Annotated in this window: 15 protein-coding genes and 1 pseudogene; 10 read left to right on the top strand and 6 right to left on the bottom strand. The window is 71.2% G+C overall.

From position 1 onward, the window contains the following. Positions 1-112 precede the first annotated feature (112 nt). Positions 113-646, top strand: a complete 534-nt coding sequence (locus ASF41_RS23265) for a TspO/MBR family protein (RefSeq protein WP_056218624.1) — start codon at positions 113-115, stop codon at positions 644-646. 11 nt (positions 647-657) lie between these two features. On the opposite strand, the gene hemA is transcribed toward ASF41_RS23265, so the two are convergent. Beyond that, a complete protein-coding gene (gene hemA, locus ASF41_RS23260) occupies positions 658-2,004 on the bottom strand; it encodes a 5-aminolevulinate synthase (RefSeq protein WP_056276278.1) in 1,347 nt (448 codons plus the stop codon). Between the two features lie 495 nt (positions 2,005-2,499). Between hemA and ASF41_RS23255 the strand changes: the two genes are divergently transcribed. Both ASF41_RS23255 and murA read left to right on the top strand, forming a co-directional pair. Next, complete coding sequence (locus tag ASF41_RS23255) at positions 2,500-2,703, top strand: hypothetical protein (protein ID WP_056497535.1); 204 nt, start codon at positions 2,500-2,502, stop codon at positions 2,701-2,703. A 159-nt stretch (positions 2,704-2,862) separates the two neighbouring features. Further along, entirely contained in the window at positions 2,863-4,152 is a 1,290-nt protein-coding gene (murA, locus tag ASF41_RS23250) for a UDP-N-acetylglucosamine 1-carboxyvinyltransferase (RefSeq protein WP_056218613.1), read from the top strand. 43 nt (positions 4,153-4,195) lie between these two features. Here the strand turns inward: murA and ASF41_RS23245 are convergent, their stop codons facing one another. Beyond that, complete coding sequence (locus ASF41_RS23245; RefSeq protein WP_244472682.1) at positions 4,196-4,543, bottom strand: hypothetical protein; 348 nt, start codon at positions 4,541-4,543, stop codon at positions 4,196-4,198. An 87-nt stretch (positions 4,544-4,630) separates the two neighbouring features. Further along, complete coding sequence (locus ASF41_RS23240) at positions 4,631-5,704, bottom strand: glycosyltransferase family 2 protein (protein WP_056219462.1); 1,074 nt, start codon at positions 5,702-5,704, stop codon at positions 4,631-4,633. A 312-nt stretch (positions 5,705-6,016) separates the two neighbouring features. Between ASF41_RS23240 and ASF41_RS23235 the strand changes: the two genes are divergently transcribed. The 6 genes and pseudogenes from ASF41_RS23235 to ASF41_RS26360 form a co-directional block, all read left to right on the top strand. Then, positions 6,017-6,496 carry a DUF2948 family protein gene (locus ASF41_RS23235; protein WP_056218609.1) on the top strand — a complete coding sequence of 160 codons (480 nt, stop codon included), beginning with the start codon at positions 6,017-6,019 and terminating at the stop codon, positions 6,494-6,496. Beyond that, positions 6,496-7,791, top strand: a complete 1,296-nt coding sequence (hisD, locus tag ASF41_RS23230) for a histidinol dehydrogenase (protein ID WP_056497532.1) — start codon at positions 6,496-6,498, stop codon at positions 7,789-7,791. Before ASF41_RS23235 ends, hisD begins: the two co-directional genes overlap by 1 nt. A gap of 7 nt (positions 7,792-7,798) precedes the next feature. Beyond that, the gene (locus tag ASF41_RS23225; protein ID WP_082487453.1) at positions 7,799-8,356 is read left to right on the top strand and encodes a UPF0262 family protein; all 558 of its coding nucleotides are present in this window, start codon (positions 7,799-7,801) and stop codon (positions 8,354-8,356) included. Between the two features lie 42 nt (positions 8,357-8,398). Beyond that, a complete protein-coding gene (locus tag ASF41_RS23220; protein WP_056276291.1) occupies positions 8,399-8,860 on the top strand; it encodes a low molecular weight phosphatase family protein in 462 nt (153 codons plus the stop codon). 123 nt (positions 8,861-8,983) lie between these two features. Then, positions 8,984-9,688, top strand: a complete 705-nt coding sequence (locus ASF41_RS23215) for a hypothetical protein (RefSeq protein WP_056497601.1) — start codon at positions 8,984-8,986, stop codon at positions 9,686-9,688. After that, a pseudogene (locus ASF41_RS26360) lies at positions 9,685-9,921 on the top strand (hypothetical protein); the annotation flags it as partial. The gene ASF41_RS23215 and the pseudogene ASF41_RS26360, both read left to right, overlap by 4 nt. A gap of 303 nt (positions 9,922-10,224) precedes the next feature. Here the strand turns inward: ASF41_RS26360 and ASF41_RS23205 are convergent. Further along, positions 10,225-11,112 carry a C40 family peptidase gene (locus ASF41_RS23205; protein WP_244479760.1) on the bottom strand — a complete coding sequence of 296 codons (888 nt, stop codon included), beginning with the start codon at positions 11,110-11,112 and terminating at the stop codon, positions 10,225-10,227. A 283-nt stretch (positions 11,113-11,395) separates the two neighbouring features. On the opposite strand from ASF41_RS23205, the gene ASF41_RS23200 reads away from it, so the two are divergent. Next, entirely contained in the window at positions 11,396-11,752 is a 357-nt protein-coding gene (locus tag ASF41_RS23200) for a hypothetical protein (protein ID WP_244472681.1), read from the top strand. A 62-nt stretch (positions 11,753-11,814) separates the two neighbouring features. Here ASF41_RS23200 and ASF41_RS23195 read toward each other — a convergent pair whose 3' ends face one another. Together ASF41_RS23195 and ASF41_RS23190 are read right to left on the bottom strand one after the other, a co-directional pair. After that, complete coding sequence (locus ASF41_RS23195) at positions 11,815-12,498, bottom strand: SDR family oxidoreductase (RefSeq protein ID WP_056497530.1); 684 nt, start codon at positions 12,496-12,498, stop codon at positions 11,815-11,817. Positions 12,499-12,653: 155 nt separating this feature from the next. Further along, positions 12,654-13,370, bottom strand: a complete 717-nt coding sequence (locus ASF41_RS23190) for an MgtC/SapB family protein (RefSeq protein ID WP_056218592.1) — start codon at positions 13,368-13,370, stop codon at positions 12,654-12,656. Between the last annotated feature and the right edge of the window lie 8 nt (positions 13,371-13,378).

Here is a 13,378-nt window from a genome sequence, read left to right as displayed (position 1 = left end):
TCAGGGTTCTGTTGACCGGCCCGCGCCGACCGGTGCACGGACCCGCAGGTGCGGCGTCCTCTCCCTCTAAAGGTGAGAGAAATCTCGCCCAAGGCAAGGAATCCCGTTCGTCATGTCCCGTGCACCCGCCTCGTCGCCGATCCACATTCCCACCGCGCCCGCCCTGGCCCTGCCCGGGCGGCTGGCGGCGGCGATCCTGCCGGTGGTGCTGACGGCCGTGCTCGGCTCGTCCGCCACCGGCCCGAACATCGACGGATGGTATGCCGGGCTGACGAAACCGGCCTTCAACCCGCCGAACTGGGCGTTCCCGGTGGCCTGGACGATCCTCTACGGGATGATCGCGCTCTCGGCCTTCCGGCTCCTCGGGGTGAAGCCGCGCACGGGTCCGAGCCAGGGGGCGTGGCGGCTGGCACTGGTTGCCTTCGCGGTGCAGCTCGCCCTCAACGCCGCCTGGACCCCGACCTTCTTCGCCGCGCACGCCCTCGGGGCGGCGCTGGTGGTCTCGGCCGCGATGTGGGTGATGATCCTCTGGACGATCCGCCTGTCCTGGCGCTTCGACCGGGCGGCGGCGGGGCTGCTGGTGCCCTACGCCGCCTGGGTCGGCTTCGCGACCGTGCTCACCGGCGCGATCTGGCGCCTGAACTGAGGCGAGGCCGGCTACTCGGCCGCCTCGACGAACACCGTCCCGGCGCGCGGGAGGTCGAGGGTGTCCCAGGTCTCGGCGAGCGCGGCCGTCAGCTTGGCGATGCGGGCATCGTCGTGGAAGGGCGAGGGCGTGATCCGCAGGCGCTCGGTGCCGCGCGGGACGGTGGGGTAGTTGATCGGCTGGATGTAGATGCCGTGATGCTCCAGCAGGTGGTCGGCCGCCGCCTTGCACAGCTCGGCGTCGCCCACCATCACGGGCACGATGTGGGTGTCGGTGTGCAGCACCGGCAGGCCGGCGGCCTCCAGGGCGGCCTTGGTGCGGGCGGCCTGGCGCTGGTGCGCCTCGCGCTCGGCGTTCGAGCGCTTGAGGTAGCGCACCGAAGCGATGGCGGCGGCGGCGATGGCCGGCGGCAGGGCGGTGGTGAAGATGAAGCCCGGGGCGTGGCTGCGGACCGCGTCGCACAGGACCGCGGACCCCGTGATGTAGCCGCCGACGCAGCCGAAGCCCTTGGCCAGCGTACCCTCGATCACGTCGACCCGGTGCATCACCCCGTCGCGCTCGGAGATGCCGCCGCCGCGCGGCCCGTAGAGGCCGACCGCGTGGACCTCGTCGAGGTAGGTCAGGGCGCCGTACCGGTCGGCGAGATCGCAGATCGCGCCGATGTCGGAGACGTCGCCGTCCATGGAATAGACGCTCTCGAAGGCGATCAGCTTCGGGCGGTCGCCCGCCGCGATCAGAAGCTCCTCGAGATGGGCCAGGTCGTTGTGGCGGAAGACGCGCTTCTCGCAACCGGAATGGCGCACGCCCTCGATCATCGAGTTGTGGTTGAAGGCGTCCGATAGGATTAGGCAGTTCGGGATCAGCTTGGCGATCGTCGAGATGCCGGCTTGGTTCGAGACGTAGCCCGAGGTGAAGACGAGGCCGGCCTCCTTGCCGTGCAGGTCGGCGAGCTCCCGCTCCAGGTCGACCAGCGGCGAATTGTTGCCGGCGATGTTGCGGGTGCCGCCGGCGCCGACGCCGCAGCGGGCCGCCGTGCGGGTCATGGCGCCGACCACGTCCGGATGCTGGCCCATGCCGAGGTAGTCGTTCGAGCACCAGACGGTGATCTCGGAGGTGCCGCCGTCGGGCTTGCGCCAATGCGCGGTCGGGAAGCGGCCGGCGATGCGCTCGATATCGGCGAACACCCGGTAGCGACGCTCGCCGTGCAGGCGATCCAGGGCGGTGCGGAAATGCGCCTCGTAGTCGGTCCGGCCCTGACCGATGGATCCCACAGACTTGGCCTCGCAGCCCGCTCCCTGGCCCGTTCCCTGCTTGGTGTCGCTGATCTTGATCGTCGCGGGCATGCGGTTCACGGGCATCCGTCCTTCACGCTTGGGCTGAGGGGCCGGCGGTGGGATCGCGGCCTCTGGCGGGATCGTTTCCACGCGGACCCTCGTGCGGGGGGCCCTTGATGCAATCGGTCTCGTTGACGAGCGTGGCGCCGACTCCGTGAAGGAGTTGCTGACGATGCTCGTCCTGACGCGGGTTTCCCCGACGCGATGGCGACGATACAGGTGAACTTGGAATTGGTTCAAGTCGACATCCGCATTCCTGCTTTGCATCCATCGACCAGGGCCTGCAAAGCCGACACGGTGACGTGGCGACGATGGGTCGCGCGGGCCGTGCCGGCCCCGACCCTTCGCCAGATGAATCCGACGAGACCTTAGAACCCGACGAGATCTCGAACCCGACAAGATCTCGAACCCGATAAGACCCTGGAACCCGATTGAGACCATGGAACGCGCCGGGACCATGCGAGCCTTCAAACCGGATCGCCGCCGCATCCGATCCCAGCCTGACCCGATTTCCGCGCCATGACGGACGACGAGACCGGACCCGACGGGAAGGAGTCTCCCGAAACCTCTGCTAAGGCGCCGCCCAAGAGCGCCGCCGAGCAGCGGGCCGAGCGCCTGAAGGCTGCCCTGCGCGACAACCTGCGCCGTCGCAAGGCACAGGTGCGCGGGCGTTCGCTCGGCTCCGGACCCGACGAAACACCCGGGTCCGGCGGCGAAGCCTAATCGGGCGCCCCGAACCTCCTTTTCGACAAAACTTGGCTATAACGGTGCTGTTTCCACGGGGGCGGCTCGCGTCCCGCCAGGTTTCACGTTCGATTTCTCCGGCCCGCGGCGCGGCCTGCGCCCCCGGCGGGCAAGATTTTAGGCAAGGTTGTAGAGACGATGGACCGCATCAACATCATCGGCGGCCGCCCGCTGCACGGCGTGATCCCGATCTCGGGCGCCAAGAACGCCGCGCTGCCCCTGATGATCGCCAGCCTGATGACCGGCGAGACCCTGGAACTCGGCAACGTGCCGCGGCTCGCCGACATCAACGCGCTGCTGCGCATCCTCGGCAATCACGGCGTCGACCACATGGTGGTGGGCAAGCGCCCGGGCCAGACCACCGAGACCGGCCAGACCATCCGCCTCACCGCCTCCAACGTCATCGACACCACGGCGCCCTACGAGCTGGTCTCGACCATGCGGGCGAGCTTCTGGGTGATCGCGCCGCTGCTCGCCCGCTTCGGCGAGGCCCGGGTCTCGATGCCCGGCGGCTGCGCCATCGGGACGCGCCCGGTCGACCTGCTGCTGATGGCGCTGGAGCGCCTCGGCGCCACCGTCGAGGTCGATGGCGGCTACGTCGTCGCGAAGGCCAAGAACGGCCTGCGCGGGGGCGAGATCCACTTCCCCAAGGTGACGGTGGGGGGTACCCACGTGGCGCTGATGGGGGCGGCCCTGGCCAACGGCTCGACCCTGATCGAGAACGCCGCCCGCGAGCCCGAGGTCGTCGATCTCGCCGCCTGCCTCACCAAGATGGGCGCCCGCATCGAGGGGGCCGGTACGCCGCGCATCACCGTCGAGGGCGTCTCGCGCCTGCACGGCGCCCGCCACGACGTGCTGCCCGACCGCATCGAGACCGGCACCTACGCCATGGCGGTGGCCATGACCGGCGGCGACGTGACCCTGGAGAACACCCGCGCGGACCTGCTGCACGCGGCCCTCGACGTGCTGGCGACCACGGGCGCCGAGATCACCACGGGCACCGATACCATCCGCATCCGCCGCAACGGCGGGGGCATCGCCGCGGTCGACATCACCACCGACCCGTTCCCCGGCTTCCCCACCGACCTGCAGGCGCAGTTCATGGCGCTGATGACGCTGGCCAAGGGCCAGTCCAACATCCGCGAGACGATCTTCGAGAACCGCTTCATGCACGTGCAGGAGTTGGCCCGCCTCGGCGCCCGGATCCGGCTCGAGGGCGACCTCGCCATCGTCGAGGGCGTCGAGCGCCTGAAGGGCGCGCCCGTGATGGCCACGGACCTCCGCGCCTCCGTCTCCCTCGTCATTGCGGGCCTGGCGGCCGAGGGCGAGACCAGCATCAACCGGGTCTACCACCTCGACCGCGGCTTCGAGGCCCTGGAGGCCAAGCTCGCCCGCTGCGGCGCCGAGATCACCCGCGTCCGCAGTTGACGGGACCCGCCCGCCGCCCGCTCCGGGCGGCGGGCGGGTCGGATCAGCCGCCGATCTCGCCGTGCTTGCGACCGAAACCGGGAATGTCGCAGCCGCAGCGCGAGCCGTAGGGCTGCGGGCGGGTGATGCAGTTGCCACGCTGGGTCAGGCAGAGGCGTCCGAATCCGCCGCCGTAGCCATGGGGGCGCCGGTCGTACCGGTCCTCGTCGTAGCGCCGGCGCTCGTAGCGATCCTCGTCGTAGCGGCGCTCGAAGCGATGGGGACGATCGTCGTCGCCGTAATACTGCGCCCGCGCTTCGAAAGCACCGAGGCCGGTGCCGAGCGTCGCCGCGGTGGCGAGGGCGAGAATCGCGGTCCTGATGGTCTTTGACGTCATGGCCTTGCGTGTCATGGCTGCATCCCCTCGGAAGTGGCGCTCGATCTAGCGACCCCGGGCTGAACGCTCCCTGAGGGCATGCGGCGATCGGGGAGGCGCATCTCAGCCCAGGAACCGGGTGACCAGGCGCACCGCCGGGAGCACCGCCCGGGCCAGCCGGATCTGGCCGGGCAGCTGCCGAGGCCCGAGCGGCCGGTGGACGAGGCGCGGACTGGCGCGCTCGGCCTCGGCCACCGCGTGGCCCGCCAGGGGATGGGCCGCGACGCGGACGGCATCCGCCTCGGTGATCCGCAGGGCCCGGGCCCAGCCACGCTCGGTGCCGAGCCGGCCCGCCGCGTGCAGGCGGCGCAGGCGCCGCCGCCAGGCGTAGCGGAAGAGCGCCCGCGGCACCGGTTCGAGGCGGGCGTCGCACAGGCTGTCGGGCTTCTCGCAGCGCGCCCGGATGGTGTCGGCGACGCCGCCCGGGGCCCGGCCCACGAGGCGCCCCGAGACCGTGACCAGGATGGCCGGGTCGTGCCGGACATGCAGCCCCTGCGCGAGCAGCAGCGCCACGAACGCGCCGTCTTCGCCGAGCGCGATCGCCGGCATGCCCCCCACCGCCCGGTAGGCCGCGAGGCTGACGCTCAGGGTGGCGCCGATGGTGGTGCGGTGGCAGGGCCAGGGATCGTGCGGATCGGGGTCGATGCGCGCCTCCGCCTCGGTGAGGAGGTCGCTGTAGAGGTCCTCCCGCTCGCCGCGCCAGTGCAGGGAGGGCGGCAGCAGGGCGCGCTCGTCCGAATCGAGCGCGATGCGGCCGGCCACCGCGTCGGCGCCCCGGTCGAGGGCGGCCCGGTTGCGTGCGACCCAGTCCGACGGAACCCGGCTGTCGGCGTCGGTCGAGAGGATCATGCCGTCCCCGCCGAGCCAGTCGGCCGCCCGGTTCATCGCCTCGCGTCGGGCCCAGCCCGCATGGGCGCCGGCATACGTGACGTGGGTGACCCGGACCGGCACCGACATCCGCGGCGCGAGATCGGCCACGATCGCCTCGGTGGCGTCGGTGCAGTTGTTGAGAAACAGCACGACGCCGAGACTCCCCGGCGGGATCCCCGTCTGGGCGTCGATCGCGCGCAGGCAGGCCGCGATGCGCTCGGCCTCGTTGCGCACCGGGATGGCGACGACCGCGCCGGGCGCGGCCAGGGCGGGACCGGTGGATCTGGCCGAGGTCTCGGCTTGGCCCGGGGTCTCGGCTTGGCCCGGGGACTCGGCTTGGCCCGGGGAGCCGGCGGCTTCGGTGAGAGGGGGAAGAGACACGGTGCGAACTCCGTTCGCCGGTGCCGACACGGAGCCGGCGCAGCGACGCGTCCCTAGCAGGTCCGGCAAACGGGACAATGGCGGAGTTCGCCCCCGCCTGTTGCCGTGGGCGGGTCCCCTCGCTACCTACGGCTCCCATACCGCGAACGGCCGAGCCCGCACCGGGCCGGCCCGCCGACAAGAGCGCGACATCCGATCATGGAGCTTCTCAGGCTCGCCGCCCTCGACGCCGAAGATCTGGGCGTCATCTCCGCCCACCTGCAGGACGCGATCCTGAAGGGGAGCGACCTCGCCTATCTGGGCGCGCAGCATCGGTTCGTCCTGGTGGCGCGCCGCTTCGACTGGTCGGCGGAGGACGGTGCGCCGCCGCGCCGGCGCCTGACGGGCATCCATTTCGAACGGGTGCTGAAGGTACGCACGCGCGGCATCACGCCCGGCGCGGATGCCGAGACGCCCCTCGAACTCCTCGCCGTCACCTTCGCGCCGACCGAGGCGCCGTCCGGCATCGCCACCCTGGTCTTCGCCGGCGGCGCGGCGATCCAGCTCGAACTCGAATGCATCGAGGTCCAGTTGAAGGATCTCGGCCCGGTCTGGGAGGTCGAGGGGCGCCCCGACCACGAGGCCGTGGTCGCCGGGCGCGCCGCCATCGCGGGCGACGCCCGAGAAGGAAACACCTGATGGTCCGCCTCGATTCCCGCGACGAAGACTTCGCCGAAGCCTTCGCGCGCCTGCTCAGCGTCAAGCGTGAGATCTCCGAGGATGTCGACGAGACCGTGCGCGGCATCATCGCGGGCGTGGTCGCGGGCGGCGACGCGGCGCTGGTCGACTACACCCGCCGCTTCGACCGGCTCGGCGAGGATTTCACCGTCGCGTCGCTGCGCGTCACCCCGGCCGAGATCGAGGCCGCCGTCGCGGCCTGCCCGCCCGACGCCCTGGAGGCCCTGCGCTTCGCCGCCGCCCGGATCGAGGCGTTCCACGCCGCCCAGGTGCCCGCCGACCACAGCGCCACCGACAGCCTGGGGGTCACCGCCGGCTGGCGCTGGACGGCGCTGGAATCGGTCGGCCTCTACGTACCCGGCGGCACCGCGAGCTATCCCTCCTCGGTGCTCATGAACGCCATTCCGGCCCGCGTCGCCGGGGTGCCGCGCGTCGTCATGGTGGTGCCGATGCCGGAGGGCACGATGAACCCGCTGGTGCTCGCCGCCGCGCAGCTCGCCGGCGTCGACGAGGTCTACCGGGTGGGCGGCGCCCAGGCGGTGGCGGCGCTGGCCTACGGCACCGAGACGATCTCACCGGTGGCCAAGATCGTCGGGCCCGGCAACGCCTGGGTGGCCGCGGCCAAGCGCCGGGTGTTCGGGCAGGTCGGCATCGACATGATCGCCGGCCCCTCCGAGGTGCTGATCCTGGCCGACGCCCATGCCAATCCCGACTGGGTGGCGGCGGACCTCCTGGCCCAGGCCGAGCACGACACGGCGGCCCAATCCATCCTGATCACGGATTCCGAAGCGCTGGCCGGCGACGTGGCCGAGGCGGTGGAACGGGCGCTCGGCACCCTGCCGCGGGCCGACATCGCCCGGGCGAGCTGGCGCGACTACGGCGCCATCGTGGTGGTGCGGGACTTCGACGAGGCGGTGCCGCTGGTGGATCGCCTCGCCCCCGAGCACCTGGAGATCGAGACGCGGGACGCCGAGGGGCTCGCCGCCAAGGTCCGCAACGCCGGCGCGATCTTCCTCGGCTCGCACACGCCGGAGGCCATCGGCGACTATGTCGGCGGCCCCAACCACGTCCTGCCCACCGCCCGCTCGGCGCGGTTCTCCTCGGGGCTCGGCGTGCTCGATTTCATGAAGCGCACCACGATCCTGCGCTGCGACCCGGCGGCCCTCCGGGCGCTGGGCCCCGCGGCCATCGCCCTCGGACGGTCGGAGGGCCTGGAGGGCCACGCCCGCTCGGTGGCGATCCGCCTGAACCTGTGAGGGCCTGATGTCCGGCGCGGCCAATTCGAGCGAAGCGAAATCCCGGGACGCCGAGGCGGCGGACGCCAAGGCGGCGGACGTGAAGGCGGGGGAGGCGAAGTCGCCGCATCGCCTCGCGGTGGTGACCCTTGACGAGGAGTCGATCGGGCGGGGCAACCCGGACCAGGAGCACGAGCGCGCCATCGCGATCTTCGACATCCTGGAGGACAACAGCTTCACGGTCCCCGGCCGCGAGGGGCCCTACGCCCTCACGCTCGGGCTCGTGGAAAGCAAGCTCGCCCTCGTCATCAAGCGCGCGGACGGCGACCCGGTGATGACCCACCTCCTGTCGCTGACCCCGTTCCGCCGGGTGATCCGCGACTACGAGATGATCTGCGAGAGCTACTACAACGCCATCCGCACCGCCTCGCCGACCCAGATCGAGGCGATCGACATGGGCCGGCGCGGCCTGCACAACGAGGCGTCCGACCTGTTGCGCCAGCGCCTCGAGGGCAAGGTCGACCTCGACCACGACACCGCGCGCCGCCTCTTCACTCTGGTCTTCGCCTTGCACTGGAAGGCCTGAGCCGCGACCCCACTCGAAGCGCGAGGCTGAGAAGAAGACCGGATGGCGGACGCGACCGGCCCGAAGAAGACGCGCGTGCAGTCGGCCCTGTTCATGTGCAACTTCAACGCCGTGCGCTCGCTCGCGGCGGAGGCCATCGCGCGCCACTACTTCGGCAAGTCGATCTACGTGCAGTCGGCCGGCGTCCGCTCCGGCGAGCCCGCCGACCCGTTCATGGTGGCGGCCCTCGACGAGATCGGCATCGACGCGACGCGCCACAAGCCGCGCACCCTGGCCCAGCTCGAGGAGTGGGAGGGCCTGAACTTCGACCTCATCGTCACCCTGGCGCCCGAAGCCCACCACGCCGCCCTGGAGCTGACCCGCACCAACGCGGTCGAGGTCGAGTACTGGCCGACCCCCGATCCGACCCACATCCAGGACGGCACCCGCGAGCAGCGCCTCGACGCCTACCGCGACGTCCGCGACGGTCTGGTCTACCGGATCAAGATGCGGCTGAAGGGCTGAGCCGGGCCGCCGAAATACGATGGCCTGCGGACTGGACTGCGCATTTCAAACGACGAAGATCCGTGCGGATTTCCATAGCGGCGCCCAGCGCCGTCGCGTACGGTCGACCCGATGCTGGAGCGCATGACATCGTCGGATGCCCCCGAAGCGCCCCCTCTCGGGATCGGCTACTATACCGTTCCCGAGGCGGCACGGCTCGTCCGCATGCCGGGGATCACCATCCGGCGCTGGCTCGGCGGCTATGCGTTCACTTCGGACGGCACGTCCCGCCGCATGCCGCCCCTCTGGTTGCCCGAGTTGGCAACGAGCGACGCCCACCTCGAACTTGGCTTCCGGGACCTCATTGAACTTCGCTTCGTCCACGCGTTCGCGGAAGAAGGTGTCGATCTGCGGATCATCCGGAGCTGCCTGGAGCGTGCCCGCGAGGCCGTGCAGGACCCGCGCCCATTCTCGACACGGCGCTTCCGGACGGACGGACGGACGATCTTCCTCGACACCCTCAAGGCAACCGGCGAGAGCGAACTCCTGGATCTGAAACGGGGCCAGTTCGTCATCAAGTCCGTCATCGAGCGGACGTTCAAGGATCTCGACCTCGACAATGAGGTCGTCGCTCGGTGGCGGCCATTTCGGGGCAAGGACACCATCGTGATCGACCCGCAGCGCGCGTTCGGGCAGCCGATCGCCGCGGCATACGGCGTCCCGACGGTCGCCTTGGCCGAGGCCGTGACGTCGGAAGGATCGGTGGAGCGCGTGTCGCGCCTCTACGAGATCCCGTCCGCGATCGTCCGGGACGCCGTTCGCTTCGAAGCCGATCTGCAGGCCGCGTGAAGATCGTCGTCGATGAAAACCTTCCGCCCGCCCTCGCCCGTGCCCTTCACGCCCTGTTCGCCGGTGAGCACGACATCATCCATATTCGGGATCGCTATGGGCCCGGGGTGAGAGACCTGTAGTGGATCTTTGAACTCGGACACGAAGGACGCTGGGTCGTCCTCTCGGCCGATCGCAGAAACAGGAAGAACAGGTCCGAATTCCAGGCCTTCCGGACCTCCCGACTGATCGGCTTCTTCCTGTCTGCGGGCCTGAACAAGGCACCGCTGGTGAAGAACGCCGAGCGCATCCTGGCCCTCTGGGATGACATCGTCACCTTCGGCGAACGCAGCGCGGCGGGGTCCATGTACGAACTGCCGCCGACGAGCCATCGAATTCGGACGCTCTGACCGCCTTCCGCGTGAGCCGAACCCATCGACGAAATCCCCGCGCGCGCGTCGCGTTCCGCCAGAACAGTCCGGACCGAAAGGCCTTCGTCGATCAGGACGAGCGAGCGCCCGGCCTGCACGGCAGCAGACGTCGGGGGAACGCGGCGGTCATGGCCTCCAACTGGAATCAGTGCCACGTGGGCTGAGCCGCCGGAGCGACGTCACCGGCCCGAAACTCTTCTCCCGGATGCGGGCGACGGCCTCGGCGAGGGGCTCCACCGCCACCGCCATGTGGTGGCCGTTGGCGTGGATGAGGCGGGCGGCGTCGAGCATCAGCCCGACATGGCCGCGCCAGAACACGAGATCGCCGCGCCGCAGACCCTCGAAGTCCGGGGGCAGGGCCTCGCCGAGCCCGCGCTCCTGCTGGTCGGCGTCCCGCGGCGCCAGGATCCCGGCCTGCGCGAGGCAGAGCTGGACGAGGCCCGAACAGTCGAGGCCGAGACTGGTGCGCCCACCCCAGAGATAGGGCGTGCCGACGAGGCGTTCGGCGGTGGCGGCGTAATCGGGTTCGACGGCGTCGAGGGGCGCGCAGTGACCGGCAAAGACGTAGCCACTCGCGATCCGGAGATAGTCGCCCCGGGTCTCCGTCGGTCGGAGGCGGGCGCCCAGGGTCAGCCAGCCGCTGGCGGGCTGCTTCAGGTCGGGGCCCGGATAGAGGAAGCTGCGCAGGGCGGTGATGCGGTGCGTCGGCGCCTGCGCGGGGCCGAGGGCCGCCTCGGGGAGGTAGCCCACATAGCCGTCATGGGCGAACTGGACGAAGACGAAGCCCTCCTCGGCGCCGTAGGCGGTCACCGCGTCCCCCATCACCGCCTCGGTCTCGAGACCGGCATCGAAGCGGGGCGTCCGGCGCAAGGGGGCCGAGGGTACGACCACCGCGCGGGCCTCGCCCACGACGTAGCGTTCGGCCGCCACATGGCCGCGCAGGCGCACATCGGCGATCTCGGGCCGGGCCGGAACGAGACGCGCGTCGGAGAGATCGAACAGAGAATCCGCCATAGTCCCCACTCTCATGGCCCCGACTATCGACGCTCGCCGACCGCATCGCAACAGCCCGGACGCGTCCCGAGGGCACGCGGCATTTCGACGCCTGGCCCTGCCCATTCGGCCGGCAGGGCGCTTCTCGTCCAGGCAGGTCCCTTCAACGGCTCGCCGAAGGCGCTGATCGAAAATCCATCACGCCCCCGGGATGCATCGGACGCGCGGCTCGCCCCGCATGTGTGCACTGCACAAACGCTAAGATCGCGCGTATGGTCCGGTGATGCCCCAAGCGAGTCGCGCCGTGAAGAAGCCCTCGAAGTCCTTCCAGGATCTCCCGCCGATCCGCGTGCGGCGTGAGCCGCCGACCATCCCGGAGGCCGTCGCCGCGGCCCAGGACCTCGCCGACGACATCGAGCAGCAGGTGGAGATCGCCGCCGGCCTCATCGGCCTGCCGCCGGAGGCGGTGCGCGAGCACGTGGTCGCCGCCGCCAAGGTCCGGTCCGAGGCCAAGCCCGATCGGATCTCCGAGCGGATGCCGGAGCGCATCTTCACCGCCGCCAGCCCGAGCCGGGCACCGCGCACCGTCATCGTCGAGCGCCGGACCCGGCCGCCGGTGGTGGTCGAGCGGCGCGGGCGACCGCCGATCGGGCGCCCTTGACCGGAGGGCCGGCTTTCCGCCGGCCCTCCGGGTCTTTCGCCGCTCGACCAGTCCAGGGGACCCTACCAGTCCAAAGTCTTGCCGGTGTAGTCGAGATAGGCCGTACCGCTCTGTCCGAGCCGGGCCGCGATCACGTCGGCCATGCCGGTGACGCTGGTGGCGACGTCGATGTCGGCATCGGCCCCGCCCATCTCGGTGCGGACCCAGCCCGGATGCAGCAGCAGCACGCCGAAGCCGGCCTCCCGGTGGCGGATCTCGAAGCTGCGCACCAGGGTGTTGAGGGCGGCCTTGCTCGCCCGGTAGTTCTCCCAGCCGCCGGATTCGTTGAGGCCGACGCTGCCGAGGATCGAGCTCATGAAGGCGACGAGGCCCTTCGGCGCCAGCCGGTCGAGGAAGGCCTCGGCGAAACGCACCGGGCTGATCGCATTGGTCAGGTAGACCTGGGCGGCGACGTCGCGTGGCACCAGGTACAGCGGCTCGTGGGCCTGAGTCGCCACGCCCGCCACCACGAAGATCAGGTCGAAGCTCTGGCCCGCCAGGCGGTCGTGCAGGGTGGACACCGCGCGATCGTCGTCGATGTCGGCCGTCTCGACCGTGAGGGCCTCGGAGGCCAGCGCGGCGAGGCCCGGGGAGGCCGAGCGCTGCGTCGCGGTCACCCGCCACCCGCGTTGGAGGAAGGTCTCGACGAGGCCGAGCCCGAGGCCGCGCGAGGCCCCGACGATGAGCGCGTTCTTCTGGGATGCCATGGTGATCCGTGTCCCTGGTTCGCGGAAGGGGTTCGTGAAGGGCTTGGCGCCCGGGGGCGGCGCCGCCCTCCCCTGTCCGGGGAGGTTGGACGAAGGCGTCGGTCCGGCAATCCGGGCCGCGGGCGCCGAGGTGCGCGGGCGCACCCGCGCGGGCCTCAATCCGCCGTCTGCACCGACCAGGTCGCGTGCTCGATCCCGGGCATCCGCGCGAGGCCCGCCACCACGGCGTCGAGCTCGGCGCCGGCCACCGCCGTCGCCACCAGGGTCGCCACCACCTCGACGGTGTCCTCGCCCCGCTCCACCACCTCGATCCCGCCGACGGGGTACTGCGCCGCCTCCAGGCGCTCCACCAGGAGGTCGCGGGCCGGGCCGGCGCCGTCCGCCTGCACCGTCACCTGCACCTCGTAGGTCGCCTCGGTCTGGCTCTCGTCGATGGGCGCGCGGTTGATGGCGTTGACGAGGGGCCGCAGCAGGGTGTTGCCGGCGAGCACCGCGGCGGTGACGAAGGCCGCCTCCAGGGGAAAGTCGGCGCCCGCGAAAGCGCCCACGGCGGCCGAGCACCAGAGGGTCGCGGCGGTGTTGAGGCCGCGGACGTTCATGCCCTCCTTCATGATCACGCCGGCGCCGAGGAAGCCGACGCCCGAGATCACGTAGGCCACCGTGCGGGTGCCGCCGGGCGCCCCTTCGAGGCGCATGCCGAGGTCGACGAAGGCGGCCGCCCCCACCGCCACCAGGACGTTGGTCCGCAGGCCGGCCGTGCGCTGCCGGTACTGGCGCTCGGCCCCGATCAGGGTGCCGAGCCCGAAGGCGACGAGGAGGCTGATCGCCGAATTGACGGCTTCGGGCATCGGCCCGGACAGGAAGGGGATCATCGTCCTGC

Source organism: Methylobacterium sp. Leaf111, from assembly GCF_001423285.1.
GTDB lineage: Bacteria > Pseudomonadota > Alphaproteobacteria > Rhizobiales > Beijerinckiaceae > Methylobacterium.
This window is presented reverse-complemented; position numbering and strand designations above follow the sequence as displayed.

Bases quoted from the DNA above. Each gene is read 5' to 3' on its own strand.
- ASF41_RS23265 (WP_056218624.1), top strand. From the start codon at position 113: ATGTCCCGTGCACCCGCCTCGTCGCCGATCCACATTCCCACCGCGCCC.
- hemA (WP_056276278.1), bottom strand. From the start codon at position 2,004: ATGCCCGTGAACCGCATGCCCGCGACGATCAAGATCAGCGACACCAAG.
- ASF41_RS23255 (WP_056497535.1), top strand. From the start codon at position 2,500: ATGACGGACGACGAGACCGGACCCGACGGGAAGGAGTCTCCCGAAACC.
- murA (WP_056218613.1), top strand. From the start codon at position 2,863: ATGGACCGCATCAACATCATCGGCGGCCGCCCGCTGCACGGCGTGATC.
- ASF41_RS23245 (WP_244472682.1), bottom strand. From the start codon at position 4,543: ATGACACGCAAGGCCATGACGTCAAAGACCATCAGGACCGCGATTCTC.
- ASF41_RS23235 (WP_056218609.1), top strand. From the start codon at position 6,017: ATGGAGCTTCTCAGGCTCGCCGCCCTCGACGCCGAAGATCTGGGCGTC.
- hisD (WP_056497532.1), top strand. From the start codon at position 6,496: ATGGTCCGCCTCGATTCCCGCGACGAAGACTTCGCCGAAGCCTTCGCG.
- ASF41_RS23225 (WP_082487453.1), top strand. From the start codon at position 7,799: ATGTCCGGCGCGGCCAATTCGAGCGAAGCGAAATCCCGGGACGCCGAG.
- ASF41_RS23220 (WP_056276291.1), top strand. From the start codon at position 8,399: ATGGCGGACGCGACCGGCCCGAAGAAGACGCGCGTGCAGTCGGCCCTG.
- ASF41_RS23215 (WP_056497601.1), top strand. From the start codon at position 8,984: ATGACATCGTCGGATGCCCCCGAAGCGCCCCCTCTCGGGATCGGCTAC.
- ASF41_RS23205 (WP_244479760.1), bottom strand. From the start codon at position 11,112: ATGGCGGATTCTCTGTTCGATCTCTCCGACGCGCGTCTCGTTCCGGCC.
- ASF41_RS23195 (WP_056497530.1), bottom strand. From the start codon at position 12,498: ATGGCATCCCAGAAGAACGCGCTCATCGTCGGGGCCTCGCGCGGCCTC.
- ASF41_RS23190 (WP_056218592.1), bottom strand. From the start codon at position 13,370: ATGATCCCCTTCCTGTCCGGGCCGATGCCCGAAGCCGTCAATTCGGCG.